Source organism: Streptomyces sp. NPDC051133, from assembly GCF_040682635.1.
Lineage (GTDB): Bacteria > Actinomycetota > Actinomycetes > Streptomycetales > Streptomycetaceae > Streptomyces.
Genome location: NZ_JBFBBK010000003.1, coordinates 129456 through 144821, shown reverse-complemented (window position 1 = coordinate 144821; position 15366 = coordinate 129456). Strand labels below are relative to the sequence as shown.

The window sequence follows — 15366 nt, the reverse complement described above, 5'->3', positions numbered from 1 at the left end:
AGTCATCCGGGCGCATGCCTCATCATCCCCGACGCGTTGGGCCCGGGGGAGCGCTTGGCCGCGGTTGCGGCGTCCCGCCGGCACGCAGGACGCCGCGACCGCTCACGTCACGCCGGTGCGGCGACCGACCGGCCGAGGTGCCGGGCGAAGAACCGGACCGCGCTGTCGGCCTCGAACCTGGGCAGTTCCTTGTGCTTGCCCGAGTTGGCGTGCAGCGTCTTCTCCTTCGAGGCGAAGGCGTCGAACAGCGCGAGAGCGGACTCGCGCGGGATGTGTTCGTCGTCCCACTGCATGTCGAACTCGATCGGGACGGTGATCTGCTTCGCCTTCTCGGCCAGGACGTCGGGCCAGTGCTGACCGAGGACCGCGGCCGTGATCCTGGGTTCGACCGCCATGAGCGGGACTCCGATCGCGGTGCCCATGTTGATGCCGTAGTAGCCGACCGGCCCGTCGGCACCGATCTCCGGAAGCTCCTGGAGGGCGTCCAGGACCGTTCGCCATTCGGGTACGGCGAGCTCCGCCAGGTGGGAGTTGTAGCGGACGACGATCGCGCCTTCCGGCTCGCCCGCCTCCCTGGCCCGGAACAGGGCTGCGATCTCCTCCTCGTCGTGCGCCGTGCGCGGCCGGTCGCCGTGACCGGGCGCGTCGATGACGGCGACGTGGAAGCCGCAGCCCGCCACGAGGAGTCGGGCGCGGCCGGACATCGCCGGGTGCTTCTTGTGGTTGCCGCCGCCGTGGCCCATGAGGACCAGGGGCGCGCGATCGGTGGCGCCGGAAGCCGGCGACCAGAGAACTCCGGGGACGTCGCCCACGGTGAAGTCGCGCTCGACCATGCCGTTCGAAATCGATTCGGCGGTGAACTTCAGAGTATGCATGGTGTTGCCTTTCGGGAGTGCCTTGTTGTCGAGGCGCTCCCGGCGACACCTGCGTCAGTCGCCGGCCGTGACGGGAAGGGGGAGCACCCACGTCGATACAGCGTTCATGGGTCTCACCTCCTCGCCCGGTGTCACGGTCGACTGCAAGCTATCAGACTGATCGCCTTCCCTGACAACCCATTACCGAGATCACCCGAGGGCGCGCCCGGGGGCGGGTGCCGGCAGGGCGCTGATCAGTCGGCCGATCTCGGCGTCCGTGTTGTAGTAGTGCACGGAGGCGCGGACTACGGAGGTGAGGGCGCGGGGTTCGAAGTCCCAGCGGGCGGAGTCCGCGACCGAGACGGAGACGTTGATTCCCTCGGCCCGCAGAGCGCGGGCGATGTCCTGGCTGTCGTGGCCGTCGACCGTGAAGGTCACGATGGCGCACTGCCGGAGACCACGGTCGTGGAGCTGGACGCCGGGCAGGTCGCGGAGGCGTGCGCGCAGGGCCGCGGCAAGCCGGGTGACACGTTCCTCGATCGCCTCCAGGCCGAGGTCCAGGGCGTAGTCGACGGCGACACCCAGGCCGATCTTGCCGGCGAGAGAGGTCTCCCAGTTCTCGAACCGGCGGGCGTCCGAGCGGATCCGGTAGGTGTCCGGTGACGTCCAGGTGGCGGCGTGCAGATCCAGGAAGGGCGGCTCCAGCTGCTCACGGATGCGAGGGGAGCAGTACAGGAAGCCGGTTCCGCGAGGGCCCCGCAGGAACTTGCGGCCGGTTCCGCTGAGCAGGTCGCAGCCGATCTCCGCCACGTCGAGGGGCATCTGCCCGACCGACTGGCAGGCGTCCAGCAGGTACAGCACACCGGCCTGGCGGGCCACCTCGCCGATGTCGGCGGCCGGGTTGACCAGACCACCCTGGGTCGGCACATGTGTGATCGCGATGAGCCTGACCCGATCGTCGATCATGGAGCGCAGCGCGTCCACGTCGAGCCGGCCGTGTTCGTCGTCCGGTACCACGTCGACGTGGATGCCGTGGCGGCGGGCCGTCTGCAGGAAGGCGATCGCGTTGCTCGCGTACTCGGCACGGGCCGTAAGGACCCGGTCGCCGGCCGTCCACGGCAGTGAGTAGAAGGCCATGTCCCAGGCACGGGTGGCGTTCTCCACCACCGCGATGTCATCCCGTCCGGCGCCCAGCAGGCGCGCGAGCGCGTCGTAGGTGTGCTCGATCCGCTCGGACTGCGCCGAGGCCGCTTCGTAGCCGCCGATCTGCTCCTCCAGGCGGAGGTGTTCGACCACCGTGTCGACCACTCGGCGGGGCGGCAGCGCGGACCCCGCGTTGTTCAGATGGGCCACGCGCTCGACCCCCGCCGTCTCCTGACGGACCCGCCCGACGTCGATCAGCGCCATCAGCGTCCAGCTCCTTGGTGATCCGGCGTTGTCCTGCGAACCGTACGGGAACGGTCACAGTCCATGCGACGGTACGCCGGGAAGCGGGTGACGGCGTGGACGTCGGCAGCGAGCCTCGTGGCCGCGTATTGGGGGGTTTTCCCCATCGGCGGTGCAACCGTGGCTCGGTAGGCTCCCGGTGACTGATGATCAACTCGATTCGCCACACGGGGGACCCTCGATGCGACGCCCACAGACGCGCGTTCTTTCAGCGGTGGCTCTGGCCGCCCTCACGGCCGGCGGGCTCTCCGCCTGCTCGGTGGTCGACCAGAAGACCTTCGAGGACGACGCCGCAGTGTCTCGGAAAGTCACCTCGATCCGTCTCGACAGCGGCAACGGAGGAGTGAAGGTGGCCGCTTCGGCGGACGCCTCCACGGTCACCGTGCACCGCCGGGTCAGCTACCGGGGTGACAAGCCGAGCGGCACGTCCTTCCGCGTCCGGAACGGCGTTCTGACGCTCGCCGGCTGCGGCGAGGACTGCGGCGTCGACTACGTCGTCAAAGTGCCTGCCGGCCTTCCGGTGACGGGAGGCACGTCCAACGGTGACCTCGCACTGACCGATGTCGGCACCGTCGACGTGCACACGAGCAACGGCCGGATCGCGGTGAACCACCCGACGGGTCCGGTGAAGCTGCGCACGTCCAACGGCGACGTCGACATCGAGGAGGCCGAGGGCGACGCCATCGACACCCGGACGTCGAACGGAGAGGTGACGATCCGGACGGCCACCCCGCAGAACATCACGGCTCACACCTCCAGCGGAGACCTCACCGTCACCGCGCCGACCGCCCGATACCGGATCTCGGCGAGCGACGCGCACGGCGACAAGAAGGTGGCGTTCAGGAACGACCCTTCGGGGAAGTACCGCTTGGATCTGTCGACGACGAACGGTGATCTGACCGTGGAGGCGGCGGGCTGAGCCCGGTCCGGGCGCGGCCATGCGCGGCGCCGGTCAGGCCACCCAGGCGCCGGTGAGCCCCTGGACAGCGGAACCGTCGGCGTCGGCCAGCTTGGTGCCGACGAAGGCGCGGGCCCAGTCGGTGGTCTGGATGCGGAAGGCGGGCCGGTCGGCCTGGAGAGCCTCCATGACCGCCTCCGCCGCCCCGGCCGGGGTCTGGGCGGTGCCGTCGAGGAACTGCTCGACGGTGCGGTCGATGTACCGGCGCAGGGCGGGGGTGTACGGGCCGGCGTCGATGTCGGCGGCGATGTCGACGCCGAGGTTGTTCACGAACTCGGTGGCCACAGCGCCGGGTTCCACGACGGTGACGCCCACGCCGAGAGTCCGCGCGACGGGAGCCAGGCTCTCCATGTAGCCCTCGACCGCGAACTTGGCGGCGCAGTAGGCCTCGTTGAACGGCTGGCCGATGACGCCGCCGACGCTGGTGACGGTGATCAGGCGGCCGCCGGTGGCGCGCAGGTGCGGCAGCGCCGCCTTGGAGACGCTCAGCACGCCGAAGAAGTTGACCTCCATCACGTCGCGGATGTCTTCCAGGGAGTCGTTCTCCAGGGTGCCCAGGTGGCCGGCGCCCGCGTTGTTGACGACGGCGTCCAGACGGCCGTAGTCGGCCAGCACACCGTCGACGGCGGCGGTGACGGACACCTCGTCGGTCACGTCGAGCTGTCGGATGTCGAGTTCGACGCCCGCAGCGGCGGCGGCCTCGCGCAGTGCGCCGGCGCGGGTCGTGTCGCGGAGGGTGGCGACCGTACGCCAGCCCGCACGGGCGGCGGCGACGGCGGCGGCGAGGCCGATTCCGGACGAGGTTCCGGTGATCAGGACGGTGCGGGGGGTGGTGGACATGGCGAAGCCTTTCAGGCCGTTTATGTGCGTGCACACACAACATAGCTTTATGTGTGTGCGCACGCAACTCGCCTATACTCGATCCATGCCGAAGAAGCTGCCCCAGGCCGAGATGCCCGCCGCGGACTACGCCTTCTACGGGCTGGTCTGGGCGGGCACGGTGATGACCGAGCGCGTGGACCGAGCCCTGATCAAGGCGCACGACCTGCCTGTCTCCTGGTTCGAGGTGATGCTGTGGCTGGCATCCAGCCCCGAACCCGTGCCCGCGTCCGTCCTCGGCAACAGCACGATGCTCAGTCGCAGCCAGGTCTCCCGGGTCGTGGACGCCCTCCAGGCCCGGGGACTGGTGACCCGTACGCCGTCGGTGCGCGACGCCCGGTCGGTCGAGGTCTCGCTCACCGCCGAGGGCCGCCGCCTCTTCGGGCAGGCGGACGCCACCCGCCGTGAGGTCCTGGCGCCGGTCTTCACCGACCTCCTCGACGAGCAGGACATGGCGGCCCTCGGCAGGGTATGGCGCAAGCTCAAGGCGGAGAAGGAGAAGCTGGGGGAGGAGCCCTCGACCGGTTCCCCCCGCTCACGCCGGTGAGCGGTCGGCCGCGACCGTCGCTCCTCGAGCGTGTGCTGCCCCGGCCGGGGTCAGCCCTGTTCGCGCAGGCCCCACGGTGAGCCGTACTCGGTGAGCAGGTCGAGGAAGGGGCGGGGCGGAAGGGCCTCGGCGCCGAGGACGCCCTGACCGGACCAGACGCCGGTGGCGAGCAGTTCGAGGGCGACGACAGGGTTGACGGCGGTCTGCCAGACCACGGCCTGGGAGTCGTACTCGCGCATCGACCACTGGTTGTCGACCACGTGGTAGAGGTACACCTCGCGCGGAGCCCCGTCCTTGGTGCCCTTCACCCAGGTGCCCGCACACGTCTTGCCGGTCATCCGCTCGCCGAGGGTGGCCGGGTCGGGCAGGCAGGCGGCGACCACGTCACGCGGGGAGACCCGCACGGGCCCGTCCTCGCCGGGGACGGTGACCTTCGCGGTGGAGTCCAGGCCCAGCTCGTGCAGGACCTTCAGCTTGGCGATGAAGTCGTCGCCCAGCCCGTACTTGAACGTCACCCGGCGGGCGTCCACCCAGCGCGGGATGAGCAGCACCTCCTCGTGTTCCACGTTCACGCACTCGACGGGGCCGATGCCCTCGGGGAAGTCGAAGACCTCCGGCTCGCTGAACGGCGCGGTGGTGAACCAGCCCCGCTCCTTCTCGTAGACCACCGGAGGATTCAGGCACTCCTCGATGGTGGTCCAGATGCTGAAGGAGGGGGCGAAGTCATAGCCGTCCACGGTCAGATTCGCTCCGTCCCGTACGCCGATCTCCTCGATCTCGTCGAAGAGTTCGTCGGCGGCGTACCGGGCGAAGACGTCGGACAGGCCGGGTTCCACCCCCATGCCGACCAGGGCCAGCCGGCCCGAGTCCGCCCATCGGTCCGCCAGCTCGAACTGCCCGTCGCCGAGCTTGACGCCGCATATGTCGTACGGGCGCTCGGGGTGCGGGGCGGACAGCGACATCGCCATGTCCATGTAGTGCGTGCCCGCGTCGAGCGCCGCACGGAACAGCGGCATCACGAACCGCGGGTCGGTGGCGTTCAGCAGGACGTCGCAGCGTTCCTCGGTGAGCAGCCGGCGTACGCCGTCCTCGTCGGAGGCGTCCAGGCGCCGGGCGCTGAACCGGTCCCCGTCCCCGTCCTCCTGCAGCGCGGCCACGGCCGCCTCCGCCCTGGTCAGGTCGTAGTCGGCCACGACCATGCGGGTCAGGAAGCCGCGACGGGCCGCGATCCGGGTCACCGCGGTTCCGACCCCGCCCGCGCCCACGAGCAGTACTCGCATGTCACACACCTTTCGCCTGGAGCACACGTTCACGAGACGCCCTGATGCAACGGGACGGCCACATGTAGAGTCAACTGTGTTGGCATAAGGACGGCCGTTGCGGTGGCGAGGGTTCGCGGTCGTGCCTTGAGCGAGGTGCCGTCACGGCCATGATCGATGTGCCGTCACGGCTCCGACGGGCTCGCCGTCATGGCTGGGAGGGGAGTGGTCCGGATGGCCAAGCAAGTGGTGCCGGAAGCGGCGCGGCGCAGGCGCCGCAAGACTCAAGCCGGCACCGTGCTGTCCGAGCGGCTCATCGTGCACACCGCGCTGCGGGTGCTGCGGGAGCACGGCGTCACCGGTCTCACCGCGCGCCGCCTCGGTACGGCCCTCGGCGCCGACCCCAGCACGCTCTACCGCTACTTCGCCGGCATGGACGACCTCACCCGGGCCATCGGCGAGGAGCTGATGGGGCAGGCGCTGGACGGCTGGTCGGCCACCGGCGAGTGGCGGGCCGACCTGCGGGCCCTCGGGCTCGCCATCCACTCCTCGTATCTCGCCCACCCGCAGGCCGCTGCCCTGACCACCAGCCGGGTCACCGGCCGCCCCCGGGAGATCGCGGTCGACGAGACGATCCTCGGCATCCTGCGCACCGCCGGCTTCCCGGACGCCACCGCAGTCCGGCTCTACCACGCCTTCATCGATCTGAGCCTCGCCTTCGCGGCCCTCGACGCCGGCGCACTCGCCCTCGCGGAGGAGGCCCGCGCGACGGACGAGGAGATGTGGACCTCCACCTACGCCCGGCTCCCCGCGGAGTCCTATCCGCACATCGCCGCGACCGCCCGGCTACTGGCCGCCCGCATGCCCCACAGCGCCTATCCGGTCGTCCTGGACACCTTGCTGGACGACGCCGCCGCACAGCTGGCCGCCGCACAGGCCGGGGCAACGGCCGACGGCCAGTCGGAGCGGCGGGGAAGTCCGGCGCCGGGGGAGAGGTGAGGCCGGACCTGGACACAGGGCGCCGCGGCCGACGGCGGCCGGCCGAGGCGGCGCTCAGACAGCAGCTGTGCGGCCGTCGCCGGCCCGGCCCGCCCGTGCGGCGTGTGAACGTGGTCGCTCCCCCGACGCCGCCCGACGTCGCAGCCGTAGCCGTGGTGGCGTAGCCGTCGGACGGTCCGCGCCTCCCTCGGGCGGCGCGTCACGCCACCGTCACGACTGCACCCGGGCCGCCGCCTGGCCGTCGACGGGGATGCCCAGCCGGCCGGCCACCGTGGTGAGGGCCGCCCCCAGCGGGAGCGCCACCCTGGTGAGGGCGTGCCGGTCGCCCCGGGTGGGGTCCCGGTTGACGATCAGCACCGGCTTCCCGGCCTGGGCCGCCTGACGGACGAACCGGAGCCCGGACATGACCGTCAGCGAGGAGCCCAGGACCAGCAGCGAGGCCGCCTCACGGACCAGCTCGCGGCAGTGCTCGACCCGCTGTGGGGGAACGGTCTCGCCGAAGAAGACCACGTCCGGTTTGAGGATGCCGCCGCAGACCGCGCACGGCACCACGCGGAAGTCCCCGACCTGGTCGTCGGTGAGATCGGCGTCACCGTCCGGGTTGATGCCGGCGGCCACCGGCTCGAAGCCGTCGTTGGCCTCCTCGAGCCGCCGGGCGAGTTCGCGGCGGGGGCTGAAGGCGCCGCAGGAAAGACAGACGACCCGGTCCAGACTGCCGTGGAGCTCCACGACGTCCCCGCTGCCGGCGGCCTGGTGCAGGCCGTCGACGTTCTGGGTGATCACACCGCAGAGCAGGCCGTGCCGCCCGAACGCGGCCACCGCCTCGTGCCCGGCATTGGGGCGGGCGCGGCCGAAGGTGCGCCACCCGAGATGGCTGCGCGCCCAGTAGCGCCGCCGGGCCTGGGCACTCGCGGTGAAGTCCTGGTAGGTCATCGGGGTGTGCCGGCTCAGGCTCCCGCCCTCGCCCCGGTAGTCCGGGATGCCCGACTCCGTGGAGATGCCCGCCCCGCTGAGCACCAGCACACCACCGGTGCCCAGCGCATCGGCGACCGGCTCCAGGTCGGTGGTGCCCGGCGGCGGGTCCTCGGCGGGGGTCCAGCTCAGGGTGGGGCGCATGCGCATGCCGCCAGGGTACGCAACGCGCTGCCGCCGGTCGTTCACACCGATCAGCGCTGCGCAGGGCGGCGCGCACTCTCACGGGGCGTTGTCAGTGCCCCCCCGGCACCCTTCCGGCGGAAGAGTGGATCCCGATCGCCGCCACCACGTCCGACTCCTTCTTCGGAGCAGCGCGACCGGACCCGAAGCGGCTCCACGGCCGCGTCGTCCCACCCGCGTCGGGTTCCGGGGACGGCCACCCGGCGCCCATGATGTGGCCATGAAGACTCCCGACCGACGGATCGAACTGTTCACCGGCGCCGGCAGCGAGCACCGGTTCAGCGGCCCCGCGACCGGCGACGAACGGGCCATGCTGACTGCTGTGTTGGACGCCCAGCGCGCCACCCTGAAGCTGAAGTGCTCAGGTCTGGGACCGGAGTTGGCACTGCGTTCCGTGTCCCCGTCCTCGCTCTCCCTGCTCGGCCTCGTCCGGCACCTCGCCGACGTGGAACGCCGCTGGTTCCGGGCCGTGCTCGCCGGGCACGACGTCGAGCTGCGCTTTTCCTCCACGGACGTCCCCGAGGGCGACTTCGACGGCGCAGGCCCCGACCTCGAGGTCGTCGAAGCCTCCTGGGCGGCCTGGCACGACGAAGTCGCCTTCGCGGAAGAGTTCGTCGCCGAGGCTCCGCACCTCGACATCGAGGGCCACGACTCCTGGCGGGGCACGGTCTCCCTGCGCTGGGTGCTCATCCACATGGTCGAGGAGTACGCCCGTCACAACGGACACGCCGACCTGATCCGCGAGCGCATCGACGGAGCGGTCGGGGTGTGACCGCGGACGGCAGGGAATCCGGCCGGCCCGGCTCGGGGTTCCGCTTGACTTCGAGAGCACTCGAATTCGTAGCGTTCCGGGTATGAGCACTGCACAGCACAAGATCGGTTCGGGTTTCGGAGCCACCAGCACCGCCGACGACGTCCTGGAGAGCATCGACCTGACCGGGAAGCTCGCCCTGGTCACCGGCGGCTACTCGGGAATCGGCCTGGAGACCACCCGCGCGCTCGTCAAGGCCGGTGCCCACGTGGTCGTGCCCGCGCGTCGCCCGGCCACCGCCGAACAGGCGGTGGCCGACATCCCCGGCGTCGAGCTGGACGAGCTGGACCTCGGCGACCTGGAGAGCGTGCGCGGCTTCGCCGAGCGGTTCCTCGCCTCCGGACGCACCATCGACATCGTGATCGACAGCGCGGGGATCATGGCGTGCCCGGAGACGAGGGTGGGGCCCGGATGGGAGGCCCAGTTCGCCACCAACCACCTCGGTCACTTCGCGCTCGTCAACCGGCTGTGGCCCGCGATCGCACCGGGCGGTGCCCGGGTCGTCTCCGTCTCCTCCCGCGGCCACCACTTCTCCGGTGTCCGCTGGGACGACATCCACTGGCGCAACGGCTACGACAAGTGGGAGGCCTACGGCCAGGCCAAGACCGCCAACGTCCTGTTCGCCGTCCACCTCGACAAGCTCGGCCACGACGCCGGTGTCCGCTCCTTCGCCCTGCACCCCGGCGGCATCATCACCCCGCTCCAACGGCACCTGCCCAAGGAGGAGATGGTCGAGCGCGGCTGGATCGACGAGGACGGCAACGTGCTCAACCCCGAGGGCTTCAAGACCCCGCCGCAGGGTGCGGCCACTCAGGTGTGGGCGGCGACCTCGCCGCAGCTGGACGGACTGGGTGGCGTCTATCTGGAGGACTGCGACATCGCCGAACCGGCGACGGACGGCGACGAGCGCAGCGGCGTCAAGGACTGGGCGATCGATCCGGAGCAGGCCGCGCGGCTGTGGGAACTGTCGGCAGAGCTGACCGGCGTCAACGCCTTCGCCGCCTAGGAGACGGGCGATCGTCCGTTCTCGTCCCCGTGGGGCGGCCCCGTTGTGGAGGCCGCCCCACGGGCAGGTCCGTTGGCGCGCCGATCAGTGTCCGCCGGTGTTCTTGAGCGACTCCTTGGCCTCGCGGGCGTCGCCCGCGGCCTGGGCCGCGAGGCCCTTGGCGATCAGCTTCTCGTTGCCGGTGGCGCGTCCGGCTGCCTGGGCGACCTTGCCTACTGCCTGTTCGGCCTTGGCGCGGGCCTTCTCGCTGGCGGCCATGCTGCTCACCCTCCTCGGTTGCGGTTGTCAGGTGCCGGCTGTGCGCATGACCCCGCACCACGCCGGTAAACCACAGGCCAGGGAAATGCGCTGAGTGTCCAACACTGCAGGGCGGTGAGGCGTGAGATGCGAGGCAGCGGGAATCCTGCACGGCGCGCGCATGCCCTTGATCCCGTGAAAATAACTCATATTTTGTGTGCTTGTAGGGCTGGAGTAAGGGCATTCGATGGCCAGGAGGTTGATATCGATGGTTCCCCTGCTTCTGGTTCTTCTGCTGGCTCTGGTCCTCTTCGGTGCGGGATTCGCGCTGAAGGCGCTGTGGTGGATCGCGGTGATCGTGCTCATCGTGTGGCTGCTGGGCTTCGTCGTCCGCTCCGCGGACGGCGGAGGCCGCAAGGGCCGCTGGTATCGCTGGTAGGCGACGGCGCCTGTGTGCGAGCGGCATGCCGCTCGTGAATGAGATGTGGGGCCCGGCCGGAGACGGCCGGGCCCCACCCGTGTGAGGAGCCGCCTCACTCGAGGTGGCTGGAAGAGATCGGGCTTATCGGACGCATCGCAGGGTACGTGAGTCATGCACCGGCCCCGCAGAAGCAGCAGCGGAACCCTGCTCCTCCTAAATCTGCGGGGCCGCTGCGTACGGCGCTCGCCCCCTGCGTGGGCGGCGGCAAGGCCGACGCCGAGGCGACCGTGGCGGTCCGTCAGGCGCGGCTCGTGGCCGGCCTCGGCCCGGAGGGAAGGGCAGTCGCGCGGCGGGGGAGGAGCAGCGGCGTCGCCAGCAGGAGCACACCGGCCAGACCGATGGCCGTACGCGGGCCGAGGAGACCGCCCAGCACACCCCAGACGGCCGTCAGGAGCGCGGTCGATGCCTTGGTCGTCACGGCCCAGGCGGACAGCGTGCGGGTGACCCGGTCGGACGCGGTGCGCTGGAGGCGGTACGTGGTGTAGACGGGGTTGAAGACCCCGCAGCAGAAGATGAGCCCGAGCTCGACGCCCATCACCAGCAGCAGCCCTCCGGTGCCCGCCCCCAGGAAGGCCAGGCCGATGGGCCAGAGCGCGCGCAGGGCCCCCGTCACGACCAGGACCAGGTGCTGCCCGAACCGGGTGACCAGGGGCCGGGCCAGCCGCGAACCGAGCAGCCCGCCGATCGAGGGAGCGGCGAAGGCGAGGCCGTACTGCCACGGGGTGAACCCGAGCCGGCCGAGCATCAGGACGGCCAGCAGCGGCTGGGTGGCCATCACCAGGCCGTTGAACAGGGCGGTGTTGAAGAACAGTGGCCGCAGCGTCGCGTCGGCGAGGATGTACCGCCAGCCGTCGAGCAGGTCCCCGGCCCGCATGCGCGCGGCCTCCCGGCGCTCGGGCCGCGGCTCCTGCCCGCCCGTCGCGCGGATGCCCAGGGCCGAGAGCAGGTAGCTCACCGCGTCGGCCACCACCGTCGCCACCGGGCCGAGGAGCCCGATCGCCGCGCCTCCCAGCGGAGGTCCGATGATCGTCGTCGTCCACGTCGTGGACTCGAACCGGGCGTTGGCGACGAGCAGGTCCTCGGACGGCAGCAACGTCTTCAGATACGCGCCGGAGGCGGCCCGGAAGGTGATGTCGGCCGCCGCGACGACGATCGACACCAGCAGAAGCTGAAGGAAGGTGAGCGCGCCGAAGGCGAACGCGGCGGGGACCGTCAGGAGCGCCACGAACCGCACCAGGTCCATCGCGACCAGCACCGGCCGCTTGCGGCGGAACTCCACCCACGGGCCGAGCGGCACCGCCACGGCCGCGCCCACCGCACTGCTCACGGAAGAGAGCGCGGCGACCTCGGCCGGTCCCGCGTGCAGCACCCGGATGGCGATCAGAGGGAACGCGCCGAAGGCGAGCCACGTGCCGAGCGCGCTGGTCCCGTACGCTCCCCAGAGCCACCCGAACCGCCGCCCCAGCCGATGGCCGCGCAGGTGTCCCAGCAGGTGACCGCTCCTCATGCCCGACGCCCCTCGTCACTCACTCGCACAACCGATCCGCGTTCGGAAGCATCAAAGCGGGCACCGTAGCCAGGGATCAAACAACCACCGAGCCGTCGGGCACAACCATCGGTTGTACCCGTAGGGTGAGGGGCATGGACCTCGACACCGTCCGGACATTCGTCGCCGCCGCCGACGCGGGGCGGTTCCAGGAGGCCGCCGCCGAGCTGGCGGTCACCCAGCAGGCCGTCTCCAAGCGCATCGCCGCACTGGAGCGGAATCTCGGCGTCCGGCTGTTCACCCGCACCGCTCGCGGCGCCGAACTCACCATCGACGGGCAGGCGTTCCTGCCCCACGCGCGCGAGCTGCTGCGCGTCGCCGAGCGCGCCGTCGCGTCCGTGCGCACCGGCCGCCGTCCCCTGCGCGTCGACGTGATCGCCTCACGTGGCGCGGCGTCGGGCCTGATGCGCGACTTCCACCGCGCGCACCCCGAGATCGACCTCGACGTCCTGATGCTCTTCGACATCGAGACGGCCGTCGCCGCCATCCGTTCCGGTGCGATCGACGCCTCCTTCCGTGCCGTCGCCGCGCCCGGCCGACCGCTCCCCGAGGACATCGAGTCCGTCCGGGTGCTCGACGAGCCGCTCCAGCTCCTCACCGGCCCCGCCCACGCGCTGGCGGGCGCACGGTCGGTGCCACTCGCTCGGCTCGCCGGCCACCGGATCTGGATGCCGGGCATCGTCCCCGGCACCGAGTGGGCCGCCTACTACGACGACCTCGTCGCCGAGTTCGGTCTCACCATCGAGGCGACCGGACCCAACTTCGGCTCCGACGCGCTCCTCGACACCGTCGCCGACACCCCGGCCCTGGCCACCTTCATGGGCGAGCACACCCGCCTCGTCTGGCCCGCCGGGTACGGCCTGCGCCGGATCCCGGTGACCGATCCGACCCCCGTCTACCCGCACTCCCTCCTCTGGCACCGCGACAACCCCCACCCGGCGCTGGCCACCCTCCGGGCCCACCTCGCCACCACAGCGGCCGGCCATGACGACCCCGGCACCTGGACGCCGAGGTGGGTGTTTCCGCACTGAATGCGCGGCGCCCCGCGTTCACCGGCGCCGGATCGCGGTCGGCGGACCGGCATCCGCGGCGCGCACGGCGTCCGCGCAGGTGCCTCGGCCAGGGCCCGCTCAGCCGGCTGCGCCGGTGAGGGCGAGGAACTCGCTGCGGGAGCGGGCGTCGGAGCGCAGCAGGCCGAGGAGGGAGGAGGTCATCGTGCTGGATCCGGTGGCCTGGACACCGCGCAAGGTCATGCAGCAGTGTTCCGCCTCGATGTCCAGCTCGGCATAGGCGCGGGCCATTCGGCCGGGTGTGCCGCGCAGGCTTTCCGAGGGGGTGGAGATGCCGAGTGCGGTGAGGAACTGGCCTGCCGCGGCCTCCGCGGCGGCCAGGTCGACACCGTCGGGCTCGTGGACGACCCGCAGGGCGGGCCGCCCGGGCTCCGTCTCCTCCTCGTAGTGCCGCTCCGTCCGGGCGGTGGTGCGGTAGGGGCGGTCGCTCATGTCAGCTGCCCCCGATGCCCAGCGCGGTGAGCAGGACCAGGACCAGGGTGACCACCGCGAACAGACCGTGTGCCACCACCACCGCCACCGGGAAGTGGCGTTCGGCAGGGACGGCACCTTCGGCTCCCGGGCCCGCTGCGGCCGCTGCAGCCCCGGCCGTGGTGCGGTCGCGGTGGACGGGGATCCAGCGGGCCAGCAGGACGAAGCCCAGCAGGACGAAGCCCAGCAGGGCGACCGGCAGCAGCAGGCCGAACGAGGTCAAGGCCAGCGCGTTCTTGTGCGGCTTCGCAACTGCCCCTTCCACCCGCTGGCCGCGAAGGCCCCCGGTCCTGGTGATGGTCGAGGAACTCCTGCCGGACCTGTGCCTCTTCCCGGACTCGGCCGCCGAACCGGGCAGCGGCGACGCTCCACAACTCGTCGAAGGAGACAGCCGCCAGGAACTCCGCGGCCTGTGACACCCCGGGCGGCTCCAGAATCATCAGGGGTGGGTTGGAGGGGTCGGCGTCAGCTCCGTGTGCCACGGGGCGGCCGCCGTAGATCGGCAGCGTCCAGGGTCTGCCGGGGTCTGCCTCGAAGACTTCGGCCGCGGCGTAGAGGTCATTGACGGAGCCGAAGACCTTGTCGATCGAGTCGGCGATACCCGCCGCGTACTCGTCGGGATGGTTGTCCCAAGCCTCGGCCATGAACGCCGCGAGCCACGTGTGGTCGTCTCGGATCCCGGATTCCGCGACGGCGCGAAGGTGCAGGTGGATGCTCACCGCGACGAGTCCCCCAGCTCGGCGGCCCGCCGGTCGGGCCGAAGGGGCAGAACCTACTCGACGGCTCTGACAGCGGGACAGCCTGTCGCGCCCCCCCGCCCCCGGGCCGCGACGGCTCGCCGCTACGGCATACTGACGCCTCACCACTGCAACAAATTGTTTAAGGAGGGGCAGTTGGCAGCCAGTTTCAGGACAGTCACCGAGGTGGGAGCGTCTCACCTCGCCCAGGCGGAGGCCCTGGGGCGTGCCTTCCAGGAGGCGATCGCACCCGCCACCGTCAACTACGACTTCGGTCACATCCGCGACGCCGCCGCCATGCTTCCCGACAGCGACATCGTCAAGATGGTCCGTGGTTGGGGGCTCCAGGAGGAGGCGCCGATCCTGGTGATGGCGCTCTCCCTCAAGGAAGCGGTCCGCCAGGCACTCCCGCCCGAGTCGGCTCAGGCGTCGTTCTGGGACACCGTCGAGCGCGACCTGATGGACGCCTTCACCGGTCTCGCGGAGCAGGAGGGCGAACCGGGGCTCGCTTACTACGAGGAGGGCCCGGACCACACGAGCTACTACCGCGATCTGTTCTTCGCGCTTCAGGACGAGGAAGCCGGCGAGTACCTGTACGCCGTTGCCTTCTGCGCCGACGTCACCGTCGGCTTGAGCAAGTCCCGCGTGGGGGCGCTGGGCCTCACCGACACCGCACCGTTCGCGGTCCGGCTCAACGCGATCGTCGTACGCCAGAAGCTCGCGATCGTGGCCTGATCCTCCGGGCGTCGCCCGCCACATCCCGCCGGGTCCGCCCGCCGGGTCCGCCTGCCGGGTCCGCCTGCCGGGTCCGCCTGCCGGGTCCGCCTGTCGGGTCCGCCTGTCGGGTCCGCCTGTCGGGTCCGCCCGTCGGGTTCGCGAGGCGCGTCCGCCCCGCGTAGGCCCTGCGGCC

Annotated in this window: 17 protein-coding genes; 8 read left to right on the top strand and 9 right to left on the bottom strand. The window is 71.3% G+C overall.

The annotated features are described in order from the left end of the window. Window positions 1-107: 107 nt before the first annotated feature. Together AB0N17_RS05015 and AB0N17_RS05010 are read right to left on the bottom strand one after the other, a co-directional pair. Window positions 108-875: an alpha/beta hydrolase gene (locus tag AB0N17_RS05015; RefSeq protein WP_366009715.1), complete on the bottom strand. Its 768-nt coding sequence runs from the start codon at window positions 873-875 to the stop codon at window positions 108-110. Window positions 876-1064: 189 nt separating this feature from the next. Continuing rightward, window positions 1065-2261 carry an aminotransferase class V-fold PLP-dependent enzyme gene (locus AB0N17_RS05010; RefSeq protein ID WP_366009714.1) on the bottom strand — a complete coding sequence of 399 codons (1197 nt, stop codon included), beginning with the start codon at window positions 2259-2261 and terminating at the stop codon, window positions 1065-1067. 253 nt (window positions 2262-2514) lie between these two features. Between AB0N17_RS05010 and AB0N17_RS05005 the strand changes: the two genes are divergently transcribed. Continuing rightward, window positions 2515-3219, top strand: coding sequence for a DUF4097 family beta strand repeat-containing protein (locus tag AB0N17_RS05005; RefSeq protein WP_366009713.1), 705 nt, complete (start codon window positions 2515-2517; stop codon window positions 3217-3219). A gap of 33 nt (window positions 3220-3252) precedes the next feature. Here AB0N17_RS05005 and AB0N17_RS05000 read toward each other — a convergent pair whose 3' ends face one another. After that, window positions 3253-4098, bottom strand: coding sequence for an SDR family NAD(P)-dependent oxidoreductase (locus tag AB0N17_RS05000; RefSeq protein ID WP_366009712.1), 846 nt, complete (start codon window positions 4096-4098; stop codon window positions 3253-3255). A gap of 85 nt (window positions 4099-4183) precedes the next feature. Between AB0N17_RS05000 and AB0N17_RS04995 the strand changes: the two genes are divergently transcribed. Next, a complete protein-coding gene (locus tag AB0N17_RS04995) occupies window positions 4184-4684 on the top strand; it encodes a MarR family transcriptional regulator (protein ID WP_366009711.1) in 501 nt (166 codons plus the stop codon). A gap of 50 nt (window positions 4685-4734) precedes the next feature. Here AB0N17_RS04995 and AB0N17_RS04990 read toward each other — a convergent pair whose 3' ends face one another. Next, window positions 4735-5964: a saccharopine dehydrogenase C-terminal domain-containing protein gene (locus AB0N17_RS04990; RefSeq protein ID WP_366009710.1), complete on the bottom strand. Its 1230-nt coding sequence runs from the start codon at window positions 5962-5964 to the stop codon at window positions 4735-4737. Window positions 5965-6177: 213 nt separating this feature from the next. On the opposite strand from AB0N17_RS04990, the gene AB0N17_RS04985 reads away from it, so the two are divergent. Next, on the top strand, window positions 6178-6942 hold the full coding sequence (locus AB0N17_RS04985) for a TetR/AcrR family transcriptional regulator (RefSeq protein WP_366009709.1): 765 nt from the start codon (window positions 6178-6180) through the stop codon (window positions 6940-6942). 210 nt (window positions 6943-7152) lie between these two features. Here the strand turns inward: AB0N17_RS04985 and AB0N17_RS04980 are convergent, their stop codons facing one another. Continuing rightward, complete coding sequence (locus tag AB0N17_RS04980) at window positions 7153-8064, bottom strand: NAD-dependent protein deacetylase (protein ID WP_366009708.1); 912 nt, start codon at window positions 8062-8064, stop codon at window positions 7153-7155. 253 nt (window positions 8065-8317) lie between these two features. On the opposite strand from AB0N17_RS04980, the gene AB0N17_RS04975 reads away from it, so the two are divergent. Both AB0N17_RS04975 and AB0N17_RS04970 read left to right on the top strand, forming a co-directional pair. Continuing rightward, window positions 8318-8869 (top strand): DinB family protein, encoded by a 552-nt coding sequence (locus AB0N17_RS04975; RefSeq protein WP_366009707.1) that lies wholly within the window; start codon window positions 8318-8320, stop codon window positions 8867-8869. An 82-nt stretch (window positions 8870-8951) separates the two neighbouring features. Then, window positions 8952-9914 carry an SDR family NAD(P)-dependent oxidoreductase gene (locus tag AB0N17_RS04970; RefSeq protein WP_366009706.1) on the top strand — a complete coding sequence of 321 codons (963 nt, stop codon included), beginning with the start codon at window positions 8952-8954 and terminating at the stop codon, window positions 9912-9914. Window positions 9915-9998: 84 nt separating this feature from the next. Here AB0N17_RS04970 and AB0N17_RS04965 read toward each other — a convergent pair whose 3' ends face one another. Next, window positions 9999-10172: a CsbD family protein gene (locus tag AB0N17_RS04965; protein ID WP_366009705.1), complete on the bottom strand. Its 174-nt coding sequence runs from the start codon at window positions 10170-10172 to the stop codon at window positions 9999-10001. Window positions 10173-10419: 247 nt separating this feature from the next. On the opposite strand from AB0N17_RS04965, the gene AB0N17_RS04960 reads away from it, so the two are divergent. Further along, window positions 10420-10590 carry a hydrophobic protein gene (locus AB0N17_RS04960; RefSeq protein ID WP_366009704.1) on the top strand — a complete coding sequence of 57 codons (171 nt, stop codon included), beginning with the start codon at window positions 10420-10422 and terminating at the stop codon, window positions 10588-10590. Window positions 10591-10870: 280 nt separating this feature from the next. Here AB0N17_RS04960 and AB0N17_RS04955 read toward each other — a convergent pair whose 3' ends face one another. Next, window positions 10871-12139, bottom strand: coding sequence for an MFS transporter (locus AB0N17_RS04955; RefSeq protein ID WP_366009703.1), 1269 nt, complete (start codon window positions 12137-12139; stop codon window positions 10871-10873). Between the two features lie 134 nt (window positions 12140-12273). On the opposite strand from AB0N17_RS04955, the gene AB0N17_RS04950 reads away from it, so the two are divergent. Next, window positions 12274-13209, top strand: coding sequence for a LysR family transcriptional regulator (locus AB0N17_RS04950; protein WP_366009702.1), 936 nt, complete (start codon window positions 12274-12276; stop codon window positions 13207-13209). Window positions 13210-13308: 99 nt separating this feature from the next. Here AB0N17_RS04950 and AB0N17_RS04945 read toward each other — a convergent pair whose 3' ends face one another. Together AB0N17_RS04945 and AB0N17_RS04940 are read right to left on the bottom strand one after the other, a co-directional pair. Continuing rightward, window positions 13309-13680, bottom strand: coding sequence for a GTP cyclohydrolase I (locus tag AB0N17_RS04945; protein ID WP_366009701.1), 372 nt, complete (start codon window positions 13678-13680; stop codon window positions 13309-13311). A gap of 1 nt (window position 13681) precedes the next feature. Then, on the bottom strand, window positions 13682-13942 hold the full coding sequence (locus AB0N17_RS04940) for a hypothetical protein (RefSeq protein ID WP_366009700.1): 261 nt from the start codon (window positions 13940-13942) through the stop codon (window positions 13682-13684). A 652-nt stretch (window positions 13943-14594) separates the two neighbouring features. Here AB0N17_RS04940 and AB0N17_RS04935 point away from each other — a divergent pair. Continuing rightward, the gene (locus tag AB0N17_RS04935) at window positions 14595-15191 is read left to right on the top strand and encodes a Type-2Aa cytolytic delta-endotoxin (protein ID WP_366009699.1); all 597 of its coding nucleotides are present in this window, start codon (window positions 14595-14597) and stop codon (window positions 15189-15191) included. Window positions 15192-15366: the final 175 nt, after the last annotated feature.